At 68.3% G+C, this 16,435-nt stretch carries 16 protein-coding genes; 6 read left to right on the top strand and 10 right to left on the bottom strand.

Going from position 1 to position 16,435, the window contains the following annotated elements; genetic code table 11:
- Positions 1 to 73: 73 nt before the first annotated feature.
- From G3N62_RS17810 to G3N62_RS17790, 5 genes are all read right to left on the bottom strand, one after another.
- Positions 74 to 712, bottom strand: coding sequence for an aldolase (locus G3N62_RS17810; RefSeq protein WP_124669586.1), 639 nt, complete (start codon positions 710 to 712; stop codon positions 74 to 76).
- Positions 709 to 1,998 (bottom strand): 3-oxo-tetronate kinase, encoded by a 1,290-nt coding sequence (otnK, locus tag G3N62_RS17805; RefSeq protein ID WP_124669587.1) that lies wholly within the window; start codon positions 1,996 to 1,998, stop codon positions 709 to 711. Before otnK ends, G3N62_RS17810 begins: the two co-directional genes overlap by 4 nt.
- Before the next feature lie 19 nt (positions 1,999 to 2,017).
- Positions 2,018 to 2,908 carry an L-threonate dehydrogenase gene (ltnD, locus tag G3N62_RS17800; RefSeq protein WP_049029526.1) on the bottom strand — a complete coding sequence of 297 codons (891 nt, stop codon included), beginning with the start codon at positions 2,906 to 2,908 and terminating at the stop codon, positions 2,018 to 2,020.
- A gap of 70 nt (positions 2,909 to 2,978) precedes the next feature.
- The gene (locus tag G3N62_RS17795) at positions 2,979 to 3,683 is read right to left on the bottom strand and encodes a FadR/GntR family transcriptional regulator (RefSeq protein WP_034186027.1); all 705 of its coding nucleotides are present in this window, start codon (positions 3,681 to 3,683) and stop codon (positions 2,979 to 2,981) included.
- A 189-nt stretch (positions 3,684 to 3,872) separates the two neighbouring features.
- Complete coding sequence (locus tag G3N62_RS17790; protein ID WP_034186204.1) at positions 3,873 to 4,940, bottom strand: GlxA family transcriptional regulator; 1,068 nt, start codon at positions 4,938 to 4,940, stop codon at positions 3,873 to 3,875.
- Between the two features lie 287 nt (positions 4,941 to 5,227).
- Between G3N62_RS17790 and G3N62_RS17785 the strand changes: the two genes are divergently transcribed.
- Genes G3N62_RS17785 through G3N62_RS17760 form a run of 6 tightly spaced genes read left to right on the top strand, consistent with a single transcriptional unit; the run spans position 5,228 to position 12,269 of the window.
- Complete coding sequence (locus tag G3N62_RS17785) at positions 5,228 to 6,613, top strand: L-serine ammonia-lyase (RefSeq protein ID WP_034186028.1); 1,386 nt, start codon at positions 5,228 to 5,230, stop codon at positions 6,611 to 6,613.
- Between the two features lie 14 nt (positions 6,614 to 6,627).
- Complete coding sequence (locus tag G3N62_RS17780; RefSeq protein WP_006480591.1) at positions 6,628 to 7,872, top strand: sarcosine oxidase subunit beta family protein; 1,245 nt, start codon at positions 6,628 to 6,630, stop codon at positions 7,870 to 7,872.
- Between the two features lie 15 nt (positions 7,873 to 7,887).
- Entirely contained in the window at positions 7,888 to 8,202 is a 315-nt protein-coding gene (locus G3N62_RS17775; protein ID WP_034186029.1) for a sarcosine oxidase subunit delta, read from the top strand.
- Complete coding sequence (locus tag G3N62_RS17770; RefSeq protein ID WP_124669588.1) at positions 8,199 to 11,210, top strand: sarcosine oxidase subunit alpha family protein; 3,012 nt, start codon at positions 8,199 to 8,201, stop codon at positions 11,208 to 11,210. The genes G3N62_RS17775 and G3N62_RS17770 overlap by 4 nt, the downstream gene beginning before the upstream one ends.
- Positions 11,200 to 11,832: a sarcosine oxidase subunit gamma gene (locus G3N62_RS17765; protein ID WP_049036441.1), complete on the top strand. Its 633-nt coding sequence runs from the start codon at positions 11,200 to 11,202 to the stop codon at positions 11,830 to 11,832. The genes G3N62_RS17770 and G3N62_RS17765 overlap by 11 nt, the downstream gene beginning before the upstream one ends.
- A complete protein-coding gene (locus tag G3N62_RS17760; protein WP_034186032.1) occupies positions 11,829 to 12,269 on the top strand; it encodes a dihydroneopterin aldolase in 441 nt (146 codons plus the stop codon). Before G3N62_RS17765 ends, G3N62_RS17760 begins: the two co-directional genes overlap by 4 nt.
- 223 nt (positions 12,270 to 12,492) lie before the next feature.
- Here the strand turns inward: G3N62_RS17760 and G3N62_RS17755 are convergent, their stop codons facing one another.
- The 5 genes from G3N62_RS17755 to G3N62_RS17735 all read right to left on the bottom strand — a co-directional run.
- Positions 12,493 to 13,179, bottom strand: coding sequence for a lytic transglycosylase domain-containing protein (locus G3N62_RS17755; protein WP_034186033.1), 687 nt, complete (start codon positions 13,177 to 13,179; stop codon positions 12,493 to 12,495).
- Positions 13,180 to 13,336: 157 nt separating this feature from the next.
- The gene (gene arr / locus G3N62_RS17750; protein WP_049036444.1) at positions 13,337 to 13,732 is read right to left on the bottom strand and encodes an NAD(+)--rifampin ADP-ribosyltransferase; all 396 of its coding nucleotides are present in this window, start codon (positions 13,730 to 13,732) and stop codon (positions 13,337 to 13,339) included.
- Positions 13,733 to 13,764: 32 nt separating this feature from the next.
- Positions 13,765 to 14,532: an ABC transporter permease gene (locus tag G3N62_RS17745; protein WP_034186035.1), complete on the bottom strand. Its 768-nt coding sequence runs from the start codon at positions 14,530 to 14,532 to the stop codon at positions 13,765 to 13,767.
- Complete coding sequence (locus G3N62_RS17740) at positions 14,529 to 15,467, bottom strand: ABC transporter ATP-binding protein (protein ID WP_059556932.1); 939 nt, start codon at positions 15,465 to 15,467, stop codon at positions 14,529 to 14,531. Before G3N62_RS17740 ends, G3N62_RS17745 begins: the two co-directional genes overlap by 4 nt.
- The coding region (locus G3N62_RS17735; RefSeq protein ID WP_206141270.1) for an ABC transporter permease at positions 15,464 to 16,435 on the bottom strand (972 nt) is incomplete at its 5' end. The genes G3N62_RS17740 and G3N62_RS17735, both read right to left, overlap by 4 nt.

Genomic DNA, 16,435 nt, shown 5'->3' with positions numbered 1-16,435 from the left:
GTGTGTGCTGACGGAAAGGCCCGCGCACACGGCGGGCATGGGAATCGGTGCGTGACGCGCGCGGTGCGCGGCGTTACCAGCGTGCGCCGAAGCTCCGGCGCAACGCGTCGAGCGCCGCGTCGGACAGCGGCTCGGGCTTCGGGTTCGTCATCAGCCACAGCCGCGCCGTTTCCTCGAGCTCCTCGAGCGCGTACGACGCTTGCGATACCGACGGCCCCCACATCACGGGGCCGAGGCGGTCGAGCAGCACGCCGCGCACTTGGTCGGCCAGCGCCGCGACCTCGGCCGCGACGGCCGGGTCGCCGGGGCGGCGGTAGCGGATCAGCGGAACGTGGCCGACCTTCATCACGTAGTACGGCGTGATCGGCGGCAGCACGTCGGTGTCGCTCCACACGCCCGCGAGCGTCAGGGCGACGAGGTGCGTCGAATGCGTGTGGACGACGCCGTTCGCTGCCGCGTTGCGCGCGTAGATGCCGCGATGCAGCGCGAGCGTCTTCGACGGCGTGCCGCCCGAGACGGGCTGGCCGTCCGGGCCGACCTTCGCGATGTCGTTCGGGTCGAGCCGGCCGAGGCAGGCGTCGGTCGGCGTGATCAGCCAGCCGTCGGGCAGGCGCGCGCTGATGTTGCCGGCGCTGCCGACCGCATGGCCGCGCGCATACAGGCTCGCACCGACCACGCAGATCTCTTCGCGCAGTTTCGCTTCGTCGCTCATCGTGCGGCTCCATCCAGCGCGCGCAGCGCCTTGTCGAAAAAGTCCGTCGTGCCGAAGTTGCCGGATTTCAGCGCGAGGCCGAGCGGCTCGGCGTCGATGGTGGCGGTGGCCGGCACGCCCGGATCGATCTGCGCGCCGATCTGCAGCGATTTCACGTCGAGCGCCTGCACGACCGCGCCGGACGTTTCGCCGCCGGCAACGACGAACTTGCGCACGCCGAGCGCGCGCAGGCCGCGTGCGATCGCCGCGAGCGTGCTTTCGACGAGATGGCCGGCGGCCTCGACGCCGAGTGCCTGCTGCACGGCCTTCACTTCGTCGGGCGTCGCCGTTGCGTAGATCAGCACGGGTTGCGGCAGGTGCGAGCGTGCAAAGGCGAGCGCCTGGTCGACGACGGGCTCGCCGCGCGCCGCCGCGAGCGGATCGATGCGGAAGCTCGGCCGCGTCGCGCGCCACGCGGCGACCTGCGCGTGGGTGGCTTTCGACGCGCTGCCGGCGAGCACGGCCGACAGCCCGTCGAGACGCGGCAGCGACGCCGCGTTGTCGCGCTCGGGCAATTGCTCCGCGCGGCGGAAATTCGCCGGCAGGCCGAGCGCGATGCCCGAGCCGCCGGTAACGAGCGGCAGGTCCGCGCACGCTTCGCCGAGCACGTAGAGGTCGCGGTCCGACAGCGCGTCGGCGATCGCGAAGCGGGCGCCTTCCGCGCGCAATTGCTCGATCCGCGTGCGCACGGCGGCCGCGCCGAGCGCGATCGTGTCGTAGCGGATCAGGCCGACCGCCGACTTCGTCTGCCGCTGCAGCACGCGCACGAGGTTCGCGTCCTTCATCGGCGTGAGCGGGTGGTTCTCCATCCCCGATTCGTTCAGCAGCACGTCGCCGACGAACAGGTGACCGCGGTAGATCGTGCGGCCGTTCTCGGGGAACGCCGGGCACGCGATCGTGAAGCCGCCGCCGGCCGCGTCGAGCAGCGCGTCGGCCACCGGCCCGATGTTGCCCGTGTCGGTCGAGTCGAACGTCGAGCAGTACTTGAAGAAAAACTGGCGGCAGCCCTGCGCGCGCAGCCACGCGTACGCGTCGAGCGATTGCGCGACGGCGTCGGCCGCGGGGATCGTGCGCGACTTCAGCGCGACGACGATCGCATCGGCGTCGAGCGTGGCACCGCCGGCGGGCACGCCGATCGTCTGCACGGTGCGCATGCCGCTCTTGACGAGCATGTTCGCGAGATCGGTCGCGCCGGTGAAATCGTCGGCGATGCAGCCGAGCAGGGGACGGGAAGCGGAAGCGGTCATGGCAGGAACGTCGTTCGAATCAGCGGGCGGGCGGCAGCGTGATGCCGGGGAAGGTCTTGATCACGGCGGAATCGTCCTCGCCGCCGTGGCCGGCGCTCGACGCGCTCATGAACATCTGGTGCGCGGTGGCCGACAGCGGCAGCGGGAACTTGCTGCGGCGCGCCGTATCGAGCACGAGGCCGAGATCCTTCACGAAGATGTCGACGGCCGACAGCGGCGTGTAGTCGCCGTTCAGGATGTGCGGCACGCGGTTCTCGAACATCCATGAATTGCCGGCGCTGTGCGTGATCACGTCGTACAGCGCGTCGGCGTCCACGCCTTCGCGCAGGCCGAGCGCCATCGCCTCGGCCGCCGCCGCGATGTGCACGCCGGCCAGCAGCTGGTTGATGATCTTCACTTTCGAGCCGATGCCGTGCGCGTCGCCGAGGCGGTAGACCTTGCCGGCGATCGCGGCCAGCACGTCTTCGCAGGCCGCGTACGCGGCGGCCGGGCCCGACGTCATCATCGTCATTTCGCCGGAGGCCGCGCGTGCGGCGCCGCCCGACACGGGCGCGTCGAGCATCTGCAGGCCGGCGGCCTCGATGCGTGCGCCGAGCGCGACGGCGAACTCGGGCGCGACGGTCGCGCTCGCGATCACGACGCCGCCCGGCTTCATCGCCGCGACCGCGCCGTGTTCGCCGAACAGCACCGTTTCCGTTTGCGCGGCATTGACGACGAGCGTGACGACGACGTCGCACTGCGCGCCGAGTTCGGCCGGCGTCGCGCAGGCCACGCCGCCTTCGGCGGCGAACGCCTGCAGCACGGTGTCGCGCACGTCGCATGCATGCACGCGCAGGCCGGCGCGCAGCAGCGAGCGTGCGACGCCGAGGCCCATCGCGCCGAGGCCGATGACTCCAACATTTCGTGACATGGTCAACCTTGATCGATTCGGGAGAGGTTCGTGACGGCGGCGGCGCCCGTGCGGGCAGCGGCCGCCGGCTTCAGCAGATGCCGGCTTCCGCGAGACGGCGGGCGGCGTTGTACATGTGCGTGCGCGCCGCGTTGCGCGCGGCCATCGGGTCGCGTGCGCGGATCGCGTCGGCAATCGCCGCATGCTCGTCGCGCACCTGGCGCGAGAAGTCCTCGCGCGTCGCTTCGTTGCGCCGCGTGACCTTCACGCCGGCTTCGAGGTACTGGTTCAGGAACTGCAGCGTCTTCAGGAAATACGGGTTGCCGGTGACGGCCGCGATCGTGCGGTGGAACGCGACGTCTTCCGCGACGCCGTCGCGACCAACGGCTACCGCATCGTCGATCTTGCGCAGCGCGTCGTCGATGTCGGCCATGTCTTCATCGCTGTGGCGCAGCGCCGCTTCGGCCGCGACTTCGGCCTCGATCGCGCGGCGCACCGCGAGCAGGTGCGGCAGCGACGTGGCTTCGACCGCTTCCGCGTAGTCGATCCGCAGCGGCCGGATCGCGCCGTGCTGGTTCACGAACACGCCGCTGCCCTGGCGCGGCTCGACCACGCCTTCGTTCTTCAGCCGCGAAATCGCCTCGCGGATCACCGTGCGGCTCACGCCGAACTCCTGCGCGAGCACGGCTTCCGTCGGCAGCTTGCCGGTGGCCGAGAAACTGCCGACTTCGATCTGCTTGAGCAGTTGCTGCGCGACGTGGTCGCTCATCGCACGGGCGGGAATTTTCTCGAACATGACGCTCTGGTTTGTAAGGTGATGTGGTCATCATACAAATTTGAGTGAGTATCAGCATCCGGGATAACCCTCGATTTTGGGCGGCCAACTTCGGCTAAGTTGACTGAAACCGGTTCCAACACCGTCTAAACCGACCCGAACGTGTGGGGTTGCGTGGTCGATTGGAAAGAGGGGCGGTGTGCGTCGCCGTCAGTCGGCGACGTCTTCGACCGGATCGGCCGCAGCCAGCTCGCCGGCTTCGACCCCTTCGCCGCCGCGCTCGCGATAGGCCGCCGGCGGCACGCCGAACTGCTTGCGGAATTCGCGCCCGAGGTGCGATGCGTCGGCGAATCCGCAGCTCGACGCGATATCGGCGACCGTGCGGTCCGAACTCGTCAGCAGCCACGCGGCGGTGCGCAGCCGCACCTGCTTCGCGAACGCCTGCGGGCTTTTGCCGGTCTCGGCCTTGAACAGCCGCTCGAGCTGCCGTGTCGACAGGTCGAGCTTGCACGCGAGTTCCTCGAGCGGCAGTGCGCGTCCCACGTGTTGTTCCATCAGGAGAATCGCGCGCTTGACCTTCGGGTGCGTCGCCGGTTCGAGGCCCGGCGGGTGCGGCTGCGGCGCGTTGCCTTTCTGCATCTCGCCGACGAGCAGGATGCGCAGCGCCTTCTGCACGGTGGCGTGATCGAAATGGCGCAGCAGGATCGCCGCCGCGACATCGATCGACGCGCGGCCGCCCGAACAGGTGATCCGGCGCCGGTCGATCACGAACAGGCGGTCCGCGATCAGCAGGTCGGGATCGGCCGCGGGGAACCGCTCGATGAAATCCCAGTAATGGAACCAGCTCACGCAGGTCCGGTAGCCGTCGAGCACGCCGGCGCGCATCAGCGTGAACACACCGGTGCAGATGCCGACGACCGTCGCGCCGCCGGCCGCCGCGCGGCGGATGAAGTCGAGCGTTTCAGGGCCGGCCTGCGGCCCCGAATGCAGCAGCCCGCCGACCACCACCACGTAATCGAACGGCTCGGCCGCGTCGAACGTCTCCCACGGCGTGATCTGGATCCCGCAGCTCGCGCGCACCGGCGCGAGCGTCTCGCCGATCACGCTCCACGCGCAGCGCACGGGCTTGCTGTAGTCGCCGTCGTCGGCCGACAGACGCAGCATGTCGACGAAGCCCGAGAAGGCCGTCAGCGTGAAGTTCGGCAGCAGCACGATGCCGAAGCGGATGCGCCGCGGCGCGGGTTCTGCGAGGGGGGAAGCGGGTACGTCGGGGGTCATCGCGGCCAATCTCGTCACGCCGGGCGGGCGGTCTCACTCGTTTCACACTGTTTGCGGGTTGCGGCTGCCGGAGGCGACGCGGATGCAGCCAGCGTCGCCGATCGGCCGCGGCCGGACTTGTGGTTTTTCGTCGCCAACCATCGCCAAAACGCACTTTCGGGGTAGCCGGCGCGGCGCTTGGCGGCGGTATCCCACGCCGATGCCGTTTTTGTTCTATCGGCCGATTTTACGCTTTGATGTACTGAGGCCCAACGACATTTCACGACCGCCCATCCAGAGGAAGCCAGATGAACGTCAGCGCGTTCGACCTGTTCAAGATCGGCATCGGCCCGTCCAGTTCGCATACGGTCGGCCCGATGATCGCCGCGTGCCGCTTCGCGTCGCACGTCGAGGACGCGAACCTGCTCGGCTTCGTGCGCCGCGTGCGGGTCGAGCTGTACGGCTCGCTCGGCGCGACCGGCAAGGGCCACGGCACCGACAAGGCCGTGCTGCTCGGCCTCGAGGGCCACCTGCCCGACACGATCGATCCCGACCTGATCGAGCCGCGCCTCGCCGTGATCCGCGCGGAGAAGACGCTGTCGCTGCTCGGCAGGCAGACGGTGCGCTTCGACGAAAAGGAGCACATCGGCTTCTATCGCAAGCTGATGAGCGGCACGAGCATCGTGCACCCGAATGGGATGCGCTTCCAGGCGTTCGACGAGCACGGCCAGCTGCTCGTCGAGAAAGAGTATTACTCGGTCGGCGGCGGCTTCGTCGTGAACCGCGACGGCGATCGCGTGAACGGCGTGCGCGCGGCGGTCGAGGTGCCGTACCCGTTCCGCACCGGCGACGACCTGATGCGCCAGTGCCGCGAGCACGGCCTGTCGATCGCCGAGCTGATGATGCGCAACGAATGCGCGCTGCGCCCCGCCGACGAAGTGCGCGCCGGGCTGCTCGCGATCTGGCGCACGATGGCCGCCTGCGTCGAGCGCGGCTGCAAGGTCGAGGGCGACCTGCCGGGCCCGATGCGCGTGAAGCGCCGCGCGGCCGAGCTGAACGGCCGCCTGCGGGCGCGTTCGGAAGAGTCGCTGCGCGACCCGCTGTCGATGCTCGACTGGGTCAACCTGTATGCGATGGCCGTGAACGAAGAGAACGCGGCCGGCGGCCGCGTGGTCACCGCGCCGACCAACGGCGCGGCCGGCGTGATCCCCGCGGTACTGCACTACTACGTGAAATTCGTGCCGGGCTCGAACGAAGCCGGCATCGTCGAATTCCTGCTGACGGCCGCGGCGATCGGGATCATCTACAAGGAAACCGCGTCGATTTCCGGCGCGGAAGTCGGGTGCCAGGGCGAAGTGGGCGTCGCCTGCTCGATGGCCGCCGCCGCGCTCGCCGCCGTGATGGGCGGTACGCCCGACCAGGTCGAGAACGCGGCCGAGATCGGCATGGAGCACAACCTCGGCATGACCTGCGATCCGGTGGGCGGGCTCGTGCAGATCCCGTGCATCGAGCGCAACGCGATGGGCGCGATCAAGGCGCTGAACGCATCGCGCATGGCGCTCAAGGGCAACGGCCAGCACTACGTGTCGCTCGACTCCGTGATCAAGACGATGCGCGAGACCGGCGCCGACATGAAGACGAAATACAAGGAAACGTCGCGCGGCGGTCTCGCCGTGAACGTCATCGAATGCTAACGAAGGACCACAACATGAGCCGCTACTCGATATTCAGCCTGTTCCGCAACGGTCTCTCGTATCACGAGAACTGGGAAAAGCAGTGGAAGAGCCCGGAACCGAAGAAGGAATACGACGTCGTGATCGTCGGCGGCGGCGGCCACGGCCTCGCGACCGCGTACTACCTCGCGAAGGAACACGGCATCACGAACGTCGCGATCCTCGAGAAGGGCTGGATCGGCGGCGGCAACACCGCGCGCAACACGACGATCGTGCGCTCGAACTATCTGTGGGACGAGTCGGCCGCGCTGTACGAGAAGGCGATGAAGCTGTGGGAAGGGCTGTCGCAGGACCTGAACTACAACGTGATGTTCAGCCAGCGCGGCGTGATGAACCTGGCCCACACGCTGCAGGACGTGCGCGACACCGAGCGCCGCGTGAATGCGAACCGGCTGAACGGCGTCGACGCCGAATTCCTGACGCCCGCGCAGATCAAGGAAATCGAGCCGACGATCAACCTGAACAGCCGCTACCCGGTGCTCGGCGCATCGATCCAGCGCCGTGCGGGCGTCGCGCGCCACGATGCGGTGGCGTGGGGCTTCGCACGCGGCGCCGACCGCGCCGGCGTCGACATCATCCAGAACTGCCAGGTGACGGGCATTCGCCGCGAGGGCGGCGCGGTGGTCGGCGTCGATACGGTGAAGGGCTTCATCAAGGCGAAGAAGGTCGCGGTGGTCGCGGCCGGCAACACGACGACGCTCGCCGACATGGCCGGCGTGCGCTTGCCGATCGAAAGCCACCCGCTGCAGGCGCTGGTGTCCGAGCCGATCAAGCCGGTCGTCAACTCGGTGATCATGTCGAACGCGGTGCACGCGTACATCAGCCAGTCCGACAAGGGCGACCTCGTGATCGGCGCGGGTATCGACCAGTACACGGGCTTCGGCCAGCGCGGCAGCTTCCACATCATCGAAAGCACGCTGCAGGCGATCGTCGAGATGTTCCCGGTGTTCTCGCGCGTGCGGATGAACCGCCAGTGGGGCGGCATCGTCGACGTGTCGCCGGACGCGTGCCCGATCATCACCAAGACCGACGTGAAGGGCCTCTATTTCAACTGCGGCTGGGGCACCGGCGGCTTCAAGGCGACGCCCGGCTCGGGCTGGGTGTTCGCGCACACGATCGCGCGCGACGAACCGCATCCGCTGAACGCGCCGTTCGCGCTCGACCGCTTCTACACGGGCCACCTGATCGACGAGCACGGCGCTGCCGCCGTCGCGCACTGAACGAGGAGAAACAACATGTTGCTGATCGAATGTCCGTGGTGCGGGCCGCGCGCCGAATCCGAATTCTCGTGCGGCGGTGAAGCCGACATCGTGCGCCCCGTCAACAACGAGAACATGACCGACCGCGAATGGGGCGAGTACGTGTTCATGCGCGAGAACAAGCGCGGGCTGCACAAGGAGCAATGGCTGCACACGCAGGGTTGCCGCCGCTGGTTCAAGGTCACGCGCGACACGGTGACCTACGATATCAAGGGCTACGAAAAATTCGGTGGGGCTGCCATCAGCGGCGCCGCTGCCGGCAACGCACACGAAGAGGGCACGAGCAAATGAGCCAGAAAGACCGCCTCGGCACCGGTGGCCGCATCAATCGCGCGATTCCGTTGACGTTCACGTTCAACGGCCGCACGTACCAGGGCTTCCAGGGCGACACGCTCGCGTCCGCGCTGCTCGCGAACGGCGTGCACTTCGTCGCGCGCAGTTTCAAGTACCACCGTCCGCGCGGCATCGTGACGGCGGACGTGGCCGAACCGAACGCCGTCGTGCAACTGGAGTCCGGCCCGTATACCGTGCCGAACGCGCGCGCGACCGAGATCGAGCTGTATCAGGGCCTCGTCGCGACGAGCGTGAACGCCGAGCCGACGCTCGAGAACGACAAGTACGCGATCAACCAGAAGTTCTCGCGCTTCATGCCGGCCGGCTTCTACTACAAGACGTTCATGTGGCCGCGCAACATGTGGCCGAAATACGAAGAGAAGATCCGTGAAGCGGCCGGCCTCGGCAAGGCGCCCGACGTGCTCGACGCCGATCGCTACGACAAGTGCTACGCGCACTGCGACGTGCTCGTGGTCGGCGGTGGCCCGTCGGGCCTCGCCGCCGCGCATGCGGCCGCGACGGCCGGCGCGCGCGTGATTCTCGTCGACGACCAGCGCGAATTGGGCGGCAGCCTGCTGTCGTGCCGCGCGGAGATCGACGCGAAGCCCGCGCTGCAGTGGGTCGAGAAAATCGAGGCCGAGCTGCGCAAGCTGCCCGACGTGACGATCCTGTCGCGCAGCACCGCGTTCGGCTACCAGGACCACAACCTCGTGACGGTCACGCAGCGCCTGACCGATCACCTGCCGGTGTCGATGCGCAAGGGCACGCGCGAGCTGCTGTGGAAGGTCCGCGCGAAGCGCGTGATCCTCGCGACCGGCGCGCACGAGCGTCCGATCGTGTTCGGCAACAACGACCTGCCGGGCGTGATGCTGGCGGGCGCGGTGTCCGCCTACGTGCATCGTTTCGGCGTGCTGCCGGGCCGCAACGCGATCGTGTTCACGAACAACGACCGCGCATACCAGACCGCGCTCGACCTGAAGGCGTGCGGCGCGAAGGTGACGGTCGTCGATTCGCGCGCGTCGTCGAACGGCGCGCTGCCGGCCGCCGCGAAGCGGCAGGGCGTGACGGTGATGAGCGGGGCGGTCGTCACGGCCGCGTCGGGCAAGTGGCGCGTATCGTCGGTCGACGTCGCGTCCCTCACGAACGGCCAGGTGGGCGGCAAGCTGCAGACGATCCCGTGCGACCTGGTCGCGATGTCGGGCGGCTTCAGCCCGGTGCTGCACCTGTTCGCGCAGTCGGGCGGCAAGGCTTGCTGGAACGACGAGAAGGCCTGCTTCCTGCCGGGCAAGCCCGTGCAGGCGGAAGCGAGCATCGGCGCGGCGGCCGGCGAATTCGGGCTGGCGCGCGCATTGCGGCTCGCGGTCGATGCGGGCGTGGAAGCGGCGAAGGCCGCGGGCTTCACGGCCGCGCAGCGCCCGGTCGCGCCGCAGGTCGCGGAAACCGTCGAAGGCGCACTGCAGCCGCTGTGGCTCGTCGGCAGCCGCGAGGCAGCCGCACGCGGGCCGAAGCAGTTCGTCGACTTCCAGAACGACGTGGCGGCCGCCGACATCCTGCTCGCCGCGCGCGAAGGCTTCGAGTCGGTCGAGCACGTGAAGCGCTATACGGCGATGGGCTTCGGCACCGACCAGGGCAAGCTCGGCAACATCAACGGGATGGCGATCCTCGCGGGCGCGCTCGGCAAGACGATTCCCGAAACGGGCACGACGACGTTCCGCCCGAACTACACGCCCGTGTCGTTCGGCACGTTCGCGGGGCGCGAAACGGGCGATTTCCTCGACCCGATCCGCAAGACCTGCGTGCACGAATGGCACGTCGAGCACGGCGCGCTGTTCGAGGACGTCGGCAACTGGAAGCGGCCGTGGTATTTCCCGAAGAACGGCGAGGACCTGCATGCGGCCGTGAAGCGCGAATGCCTCGCGGTGCGCAACAGCGTCGGCATCCTCGACGCATCGACGCTCGGCAAGATCGACATCCAGGGCCCCGACGCGGTGAAGCTGCTGAACTGGATGTACACGAACCCGTGGAACAAGCTCGAAGTGGGCAAGTGCCGCTACGGGCTGATGCTCGACGAAAACGGGATGGTGTTCGACGACGGCGTGACCGTGCGCCTCGCCGACCAGCATTTCATGATGACCACCACCACCGGCGGCGCGGCGCGCGTGCTCACGTGGCTCGAGCGCTGGCTGCAGACCGAATGGCCCGACATGAAGGTGCGGCTCGCGTCCGTCACCGACCACTGGGCGACGTTCGCGGTGGTCGGCCCGAAGAGCCGCAAGGTCGTGCAGAAGGTGTGCCAGGACATCGACTTCGGCAACGAGGCATTCCCGTTCATGAGCTACCGGAACGGTACCGTCGCGGGCGCGAAGGCGCGCGTGATGCGGATCAGCTTCTCGGGCGAGCTGGCCTATGAAGTGAACGTGCCGGCGAACGCGGGCCGCGCGGTGTGGGAAGCGCTGATGGCGGCCGGTGCCGAGTTCGACATCACGCCGTACGGCACCGAGACGATGCACGTGCTGCGCGCGGAGAAGGGCTACATCATCGTCGGCCAGGACACCGACGGGTCGATCACGCCGTACGACCTCGGGATGGGCGGGGTCGTCGCGAAGTCGAAGGACTTCCTCGGCAAGCGCTCGCTCGCGCGGTCGGACACCGCGAAGGAAGGCCGCAAGCAGTTCGTCGGCCTGCTGACCGAAGACGAACAGTTCGTGCTGCCGGAAGGCGCGCAGATCATCGCGAAGGACACGCAGGTGTCGGCGGTCGATCCGACGCCGATGATCGGTCACGTGACGTCGAGCTACTACAGCCCGATCCTGAAGCGCTCGATCGCGCTCGCGGTGGTGAAGGGCGGCCTGAACAAGATGGGCGAGAGCGTCGTGATTCCGCTGGCCAACGGCAAGCGCATCACCGCGACGATCTCGAGCCCGGTTTTCTACGATACCGAAGGGGTGCGCCAGCATGTGGAATGAAACGAGAAACCAGACGCAGGTGGCGGGCGCGGGCGGCGTGACGCTTGAATCGCCGTTCGTCGGCGCGGCCGATGTGCTCAAGCCGCATCAGGCGCGCGCATCGAAGAAGTTCACGCTGCGCGAGCGGCCCTTCCTCGATCTCGTCAACGTGCGCGGCGAGTTGAGCGATCCGGCGTTCGTTGCAGCGTTCGAGCGCGTGGTCGGCTGCCGGCCGCCCGCGGAGCCGAACACGGTTGCGCGCGGCGCCGAGTACGACGTGCTGTGGCTCGGCCCCGACGAGTGGCTCGTGCGCTCGAACGGGCCCGTGCCGGCCGGCGTGCTCGAGGCGAAGCTCGCGGAAGCCGTGCAGGGTTCGTATGCGGCGGCCGTCGATGTCGGCAGCGGTTATACGGTCGTCGAGATCAGCGGCGAGCGCGTGCGCGACGTGATCGCGCGCGGCTGTCCGCTCGATCTGCATCCGCGCGTGTTCAAGCCGGGCCAGTGCGCGCAGTCGCACTACTTCAAGTCGCCGATCACGCTGATCCCGACCGGCGACGACACGTTCGAGATCGTCTTGCGTCGCAGCTTCGCGGACTATTTCGTGCGCATCATGCTCGACGCCGCGGCGCCGCTCGTGTCATGAAGCCGTTCGACGAACCGTTCGTGGCGATCGACGCGCCGCGCCTGCGCGGGCGCGGCTGGAGCGTGTTCGTCGACGAACTGAAGGTGCCCGCGCGGATCGGCATTCATGCGCACGAGCATGAAGCGCCGCAGCCGATCGTGATCGACGCGCGGCTCGGGTATCGCTGCGAGCCGAGCGAGCAGGGCGAGTGGATCGATTACGACGGTTATTGCGCGCGTGTCGCGTCGTTCCTGTCGCACAAGCCGCATACGCGGCTGCTGGAGACGCTCGTCGCCGATATCGCGGTGCTGTCGTTCCGCGAGTGGCCGGCGCTGGAGTCGCTCACGCTGTCGGTGTACAAGCCGAAGATCCGGCCGGGGACGAAACGCGTCGGCGTGTCGCTCGACTGGACGCGGGGGGATTACTTGCGGTGGACCGGGGCGGCCGGGCAGCTTTGATCAAAGGGGGCTGGATCAAGGCACGAGGGAGGTGATCCGGAGACTCCACGGGGCGGCGGCGCGAATGCGCCGCCGCACGCGTTTATCGTTCCTGAAATATGCGAAGAATGTGACGTTGCCGCCCATTGGCGCTTGTGTTCCTGAAATACCGGAACAATTGATGGTTCGGCCTGTGAATCGCAATATGTCGGATCGTCGACGCGCGAACGCGGGTGCGCATTGCTTACTTCGCGTTGCGGTTCGCGGCGGGCGCAGGGCCGGACGGATCGCTGACCGGCACCATCTGCGCCTTCCCGTCGTTCGCGGTATTCGCGGCTTTCGCATCGTCATCGGGTTCGAGCACGAACCGGAACGAATCGACCCGTTGCATGACCTTCGCCGCATACGCGCTGGATCCGCCGCTGTAGCTCTTCAGCCCGGCCTGGACGTTGCCGCCGGCCGCTTTCACGTAGCCGGAGAGAATCCGGGAGCCGGCCTCGACGTTCGCATTCGGTTCGGTCAGGTCCTTCACGTTGCGCAGCATGCCGCGGTGCGCGGACGGCACGACCTGCATCAGCCCGGTCGCGCCGTGCTGGCCGCGCGCCTTTTCCTGGAAGCGCGATTCGATCGAGATGATGGCGTAAACGAGGGCGGGAGGCAGCGAATATTTCGTCGCGGTGACGCTCACGATATCGGCGAGCTTCGCGGCCTTTTCTCTTGCGACGCCGAATTTCTTCGTCAGGTAGGACGTGATGCGGCGGTTTGCTTCGTTCGGCTGATCGTTGGCGTTCGCGAGCGGCGCGGAGGCGACAGCCGGCGCCGATGCCAGCACGTCGGGCGCGGAGGCGGGCATAGCGGGCGTTTGCTCGGCCGATACCTGTTGCGCAATGCCGAGCGAGAGCACGATCAGCCAGAAAAACCGTCGTCGCATGGTCGAGTGCGGGGAAATGGGAGGCGCACAGTATATCGGCCAATCGCGCCAGACGGTCGAGCGCCGGCTCGAATGAAAGCGATGTGTAGGCTTGTGACGTTCGCAACGATCGACGCGGCGATCGTTGCGCGGACACGCATCGGAGTCCGGATGACCGCTAGTTGATGATCTCGCCGATGCCGGTTTCGATGCGGATTCTCAGCTGCTGAATGAACGCCGGATCGTACGGTTCCCAGTGATCGAGTTCGCCAACGATCTTCAAAGGCGATGTGCTTCGATACGAGCGCGTCGGATTGCCCGGGAATTTCTTGTCCGTGACGTTCGGGTCGTTTTCGAATGCCCCGGTGGGCTCGACGATATAGACCCGCGGCTTGCCGTCGCCTTTGGCCATTTCCGCAGCCAGGCCAGCGCCCTTGGGCAGGGCCGTGAAATAAACGTGATTCATCACGACGTCATCCCGATAATTCGATCTGAAGCCCGCCGTCAGCAAGTCGCCGATCCGCAAATCCGCTTTCGTGCCATGAAAAAACGGGCCGGTGTCCAGGACGCCCATGGCTTCTCCTTCGAAAAATGTCGCCGTGTTTTCTAGGCGCGCCGCGCGCTCGCCACTCGCGCAATCGACCCGATCGCATCGCTGACGAGCACCGCGAGCAGCCCGACGATCACGCCACCTTGCAGCACGAACGCGGTGTTCGACGTCTGCAGGCCCGCGATGATCACGTCGCCGAGCCCGCGCGCGGCGACCGTCGAGCCGATCGTCGCGGTGCCGAGATTGATCACGACCGCGAGCCGGATCCCGTTGACGATCACCGGAAACGCGAGTGGCAGTTCGACCGACACGAGTTGCTGCCAGCCGCTCATCCCCATCCCGCGCGCCGCGTCGACGACGTCGCGCGGCACGTCCTCGAGCCCTGCGATCGTGCTTTCGAAAATCGGCAGGAGCCCGTACAGCACGAGCGCGATCAGTACGGGCTTCAGGCCGAAGCCGACGGCCGGCACGGCCAGCGCGAGCACCGCGACCGGCGGGAAGGTCTGGCCGATATCGACGACGCTGCGCGCGACCGGCAGGAAATCCGCGCCGGCCGGCCGCGTGACCGCGATGCCGGCCGCGACCGCGACGATCGTGCCGATCAGGCTCGACAGCGCGACCGTGCCGAGATGCGCGAGCGTGAGATCGAGCAGGCTCGCGCGATCGTAGATGACCGGCGCGCCGTTGTCCGCGAACGGCGCGAATACCCCCTGCAGCCACGCGGGGCGCAACAGCAGCACGAGCAGCAGCGCGAGCGCGGCCGCGCGGGCGACGTACGCGGGAAGCGCCGAACGCGTCGGCCGCACGCTGCCATGCGCCGTCATGCGGGCTTCCTCGCATGCGCGCGGATCGCATCGAGCGTGATGCGGCGCGCATTGCGCTCGCCGCCGTCGTCGACAGGCAGCGCGTCGACGCCGCGCCACAGCAGCTCGGACACCGCATCGCGCAGCGTGCGCGTCGCGGCGATCGGCTCGCCGTCGGCGTGGCCGGGTTCGGCCACCGTATCGATCGGCGTCAGCGCGAGCAGGCGCAGCGGCCGGTCGACCCCCGCGACGAGCTGCTCGACGACACCGGCCGCCGGCTTGCCGAGAATCTCGGCCGGCGGCGCGACCTGCAGCAGCCTGCCGCCGTCCATCACCGCGATCGTATCGCCGAGCTTCAGCGCTTCCTCGATGTCGTGCGTGACGATCACGACCGTGATGCCGAGGCGGCGCTGCAGCGCGAACAGGTCGTCCTGCGCCTTGCCGCGAATGATCGGGTCGAGCGCGCCGAACGGTTCGTCCATCAGCAGCATCGCGGGCTCGGCCGCGAGCGCGCGCGCGACGCCGACGCGCTGTTGCTGGCCGCCCGACAGTTCATGCGGCAGCTTGCCGGCGAATTCGGCCGGCGCGAGATGGAACAGGTCGAGCAGTTCGTTCACGCGCGCGTCGATGCGCCCGGGTGGCCAGCCGAGCAGGCGCGGCACGGTCGCGATGTTGCGCGCGACGCTCCAGTGCGGAAACAGCCCATGCCCCTGGATCGCGTAGCCGATGCCGCGCCGCAGTTGCTCGGGCGCGACGGTCGCCGTATCGACGCCATCGATGCGGATCGTGCCGGTGGTCGGCGCGATCAGCCGATTGATCATGCGCAGGAGCGTCGACTTGCCGCTGCCCGACGCACCGACGAGCGCGGTGATCGTGCCGCGCTGCATCGTCAGCGACACGTCGTCGACGGCGATCACGTCGCCGAAGCGTTTGCCGACCCGTTCGATCTCGATCATCCTGCACGCCCCTTCGCGAGCGATGTCGCGGCTTCGAACACGACGGCGGCCGCCAGTGCGAGCGCGATCGTCGGGATCGCGCCGAGCAGCACGAGATCGGCGGCCGATTGCCCGATCCCCTGGAAGATGAAGGTGCCGAACCCGCCGCCGCCGATCAGCGCGGCCACCGCGGTCAGGCCGATGTTCTGCACGAGCACGATGCGCACGCCGCTCAGGATCACCGGCAGCGCGAGCACGAGATCGACGCGCAGCAGCCGCTGCGCGCGCGTCATGCCCATCGCGCGTGCCGCTTCGGTTACGTGCGGCGGCACCTGCCCGAGCCCGACCACGACGCTCGAGGCGATCGGCAGCAGCGAATAGAGGAACAGCGCGAGCACGGCCGGCGCGACGCCGATCCCGCGGATGCCGAGCGCGGCCGCGAGTGGCACGTGCGCGGCGAGCAGGCCGAGCGGGGCCATCATCAGCCCGTACATCGCGATGCTGGGGATCGTCTGCACGACGTTGAGCACGGGCATGGCGAGGGTCCGCACGGACGCGACGCGCGCGCATGCGATGCCCAGCGGCAGGCCCGCGACGAGCGCGGCGGCCACCGAGCCGCCCGCGAGCGATACGTGACGGATCGCCTCGCGCCAGAAATCGTCGCTGCGCACCGCGTATTCGCGCATCACCGAGAGGCTGTCCCACCAGCCGCTGGCGAGCGGCACCGAAATCGCCGCTATCGCGACGACGAGCGCGACGAGGCGCCGCCACGGGCCGAACGCGAGTCGTGCGAGCGCGTCGGCGACGAGCACGGCCCACGCGAACAGCAGCAGCCAGACGCCCGCGTCGGGCGACACGCGGGCCAGCATGTCGTCGGGCGCGACGACATGCCGCGCGGCCGCGCCGACCGCATACGCGAGCGTCGCGAGCCCCGCGCAGCCAGATCGGAAGCGCGTCGGGTAGGGGAAGAGGGTTAAGGTCAGGTGAGA

The sequence above is a fragment of the Burkholderia sp. Tr-20355 genome (assembly GCF_017104685.1).
Classification (GTDB): domain Bacteria; phylum Pseudomonadota; class Gammaproteobacteria; order Burkholderiales; family Burkholderiaceae; genus Burkholderia; species Burkholderia seminalis.
The sequence above is the reverse complement of the archived record's forward strand: the minus strand, read 5'-3'. Positions and strand labels throughout refer to the sequence as shown.

Excerpts from the sequence above, each read along its gene's own strand:
- G3N62_RS17760 (WP_034186032.1), top strand. The coding sequence starts at position 11,829 with ATGAAGCCGTTCGACGAACCGTTCGTGGCGATCGACGCGCCGCGCCTG.
- G3N62_RS17745 (WP_034186035.1), bottom strand. The coding sequence starts at position 14,532 with ATGACGGCGCATGGCAGCGTGCGGCCGACGCGTTCGGCGCTTCCCGCG.
- G3N62_RS17785 (WP_034186028.1), top strand. The coding sequence starts at position 5,228 with ATGAACGTCAGCGCGTTCGACCTGTTCAAGATCGGCATCGGCCCGTCC.
- G3N62_RS17765 (WP_049036441.1), top strand. The coding sequence starts at position 11,200 with ATGTGGAATGAAACGAGAAACCAGACGCAGGTGGCGGGCGCGGGCGGC.
- G3N62_RS17775 (WP_034186029.1), top strand. The coding sequence starts at position 7,888 with ATGTTGCTGATCGAATGTCCGTGGTGCGGGCCGCGCGCCGAATCCGAA.
- G3N62_RS17790 (WP_034186204.1), bottom strand. The coding sequence starts at position 4,940 with ATGACCCCCGACGTACCCGCTTCCCCCCTCGCAGAACCCGCGCCGCGG.
- G3N62_RS17810 (WP_124669586.1), bottom strand. The coding sequence starts at position 712 with ATGAGCGACGAAGCGAAACTGCGCGAAGAGATCTGCGTGGTCGGTGCG.
- ltnD (WP_049029526.1), bottom strand. The coding sequence starts at position 2,908 with ATGTCACGAAATGTTGGAGTCATCGGCCTCGGCGCGATGGGCCTCGGC.
- G3N62_RS17740 (WP_059556932.1), bottom strand. The coding sequence starts at position 15,467 with ATGATCGAGATCGAACGGGTCGGCAAACGCTTCGGCGACGTGATCGCC.
- G3N62_RS17795 (WP_034186027.1), bottom strand. The coding sequence starts at position 3,683 with ATGTTCGAGAAAATTCCCGCCCGTGCGATGAGCGACCACGTCGCGCAG.
- otnK (WP_124669587.1), bottom strand. The coding sequence starts at position 1,998 with ATGACCGCTTCCGCTTCCCGTCCCCTGCTCGGCTGCATCGCCGACGAT.
- arr (WP_049036444.1), bottom strand. The coding sequence starts at position 13,732 with ATGGGCGTCCTGGACACCGGCCCGTTTTTTCATGGCACGAAAGCGGAT.
- G3N62_RS17780 (WP_006480591.1), top strand. The coding sequence starts at position 6,628 with ATGAGCCGCTACTCGATATTCAGCCTGTTCCGCAACGGTCTCTCGTAT.
- G3N62_RS17755 (WP_034186033.1), bottom strand. The coding sequence starts at position 13,179 with ATGCGACGACGGTTTTTCTGGCTGATCGTGCTCTCGCTCGGCATTGCG.
- G3N62_RS17770 (WP_124669588.1), top strand. The coding sequence starts at position 8,199 with ATGAGCCAGAAAGACCGCCTCGGCACCGGTGGCCGCATCAATCGCGCG.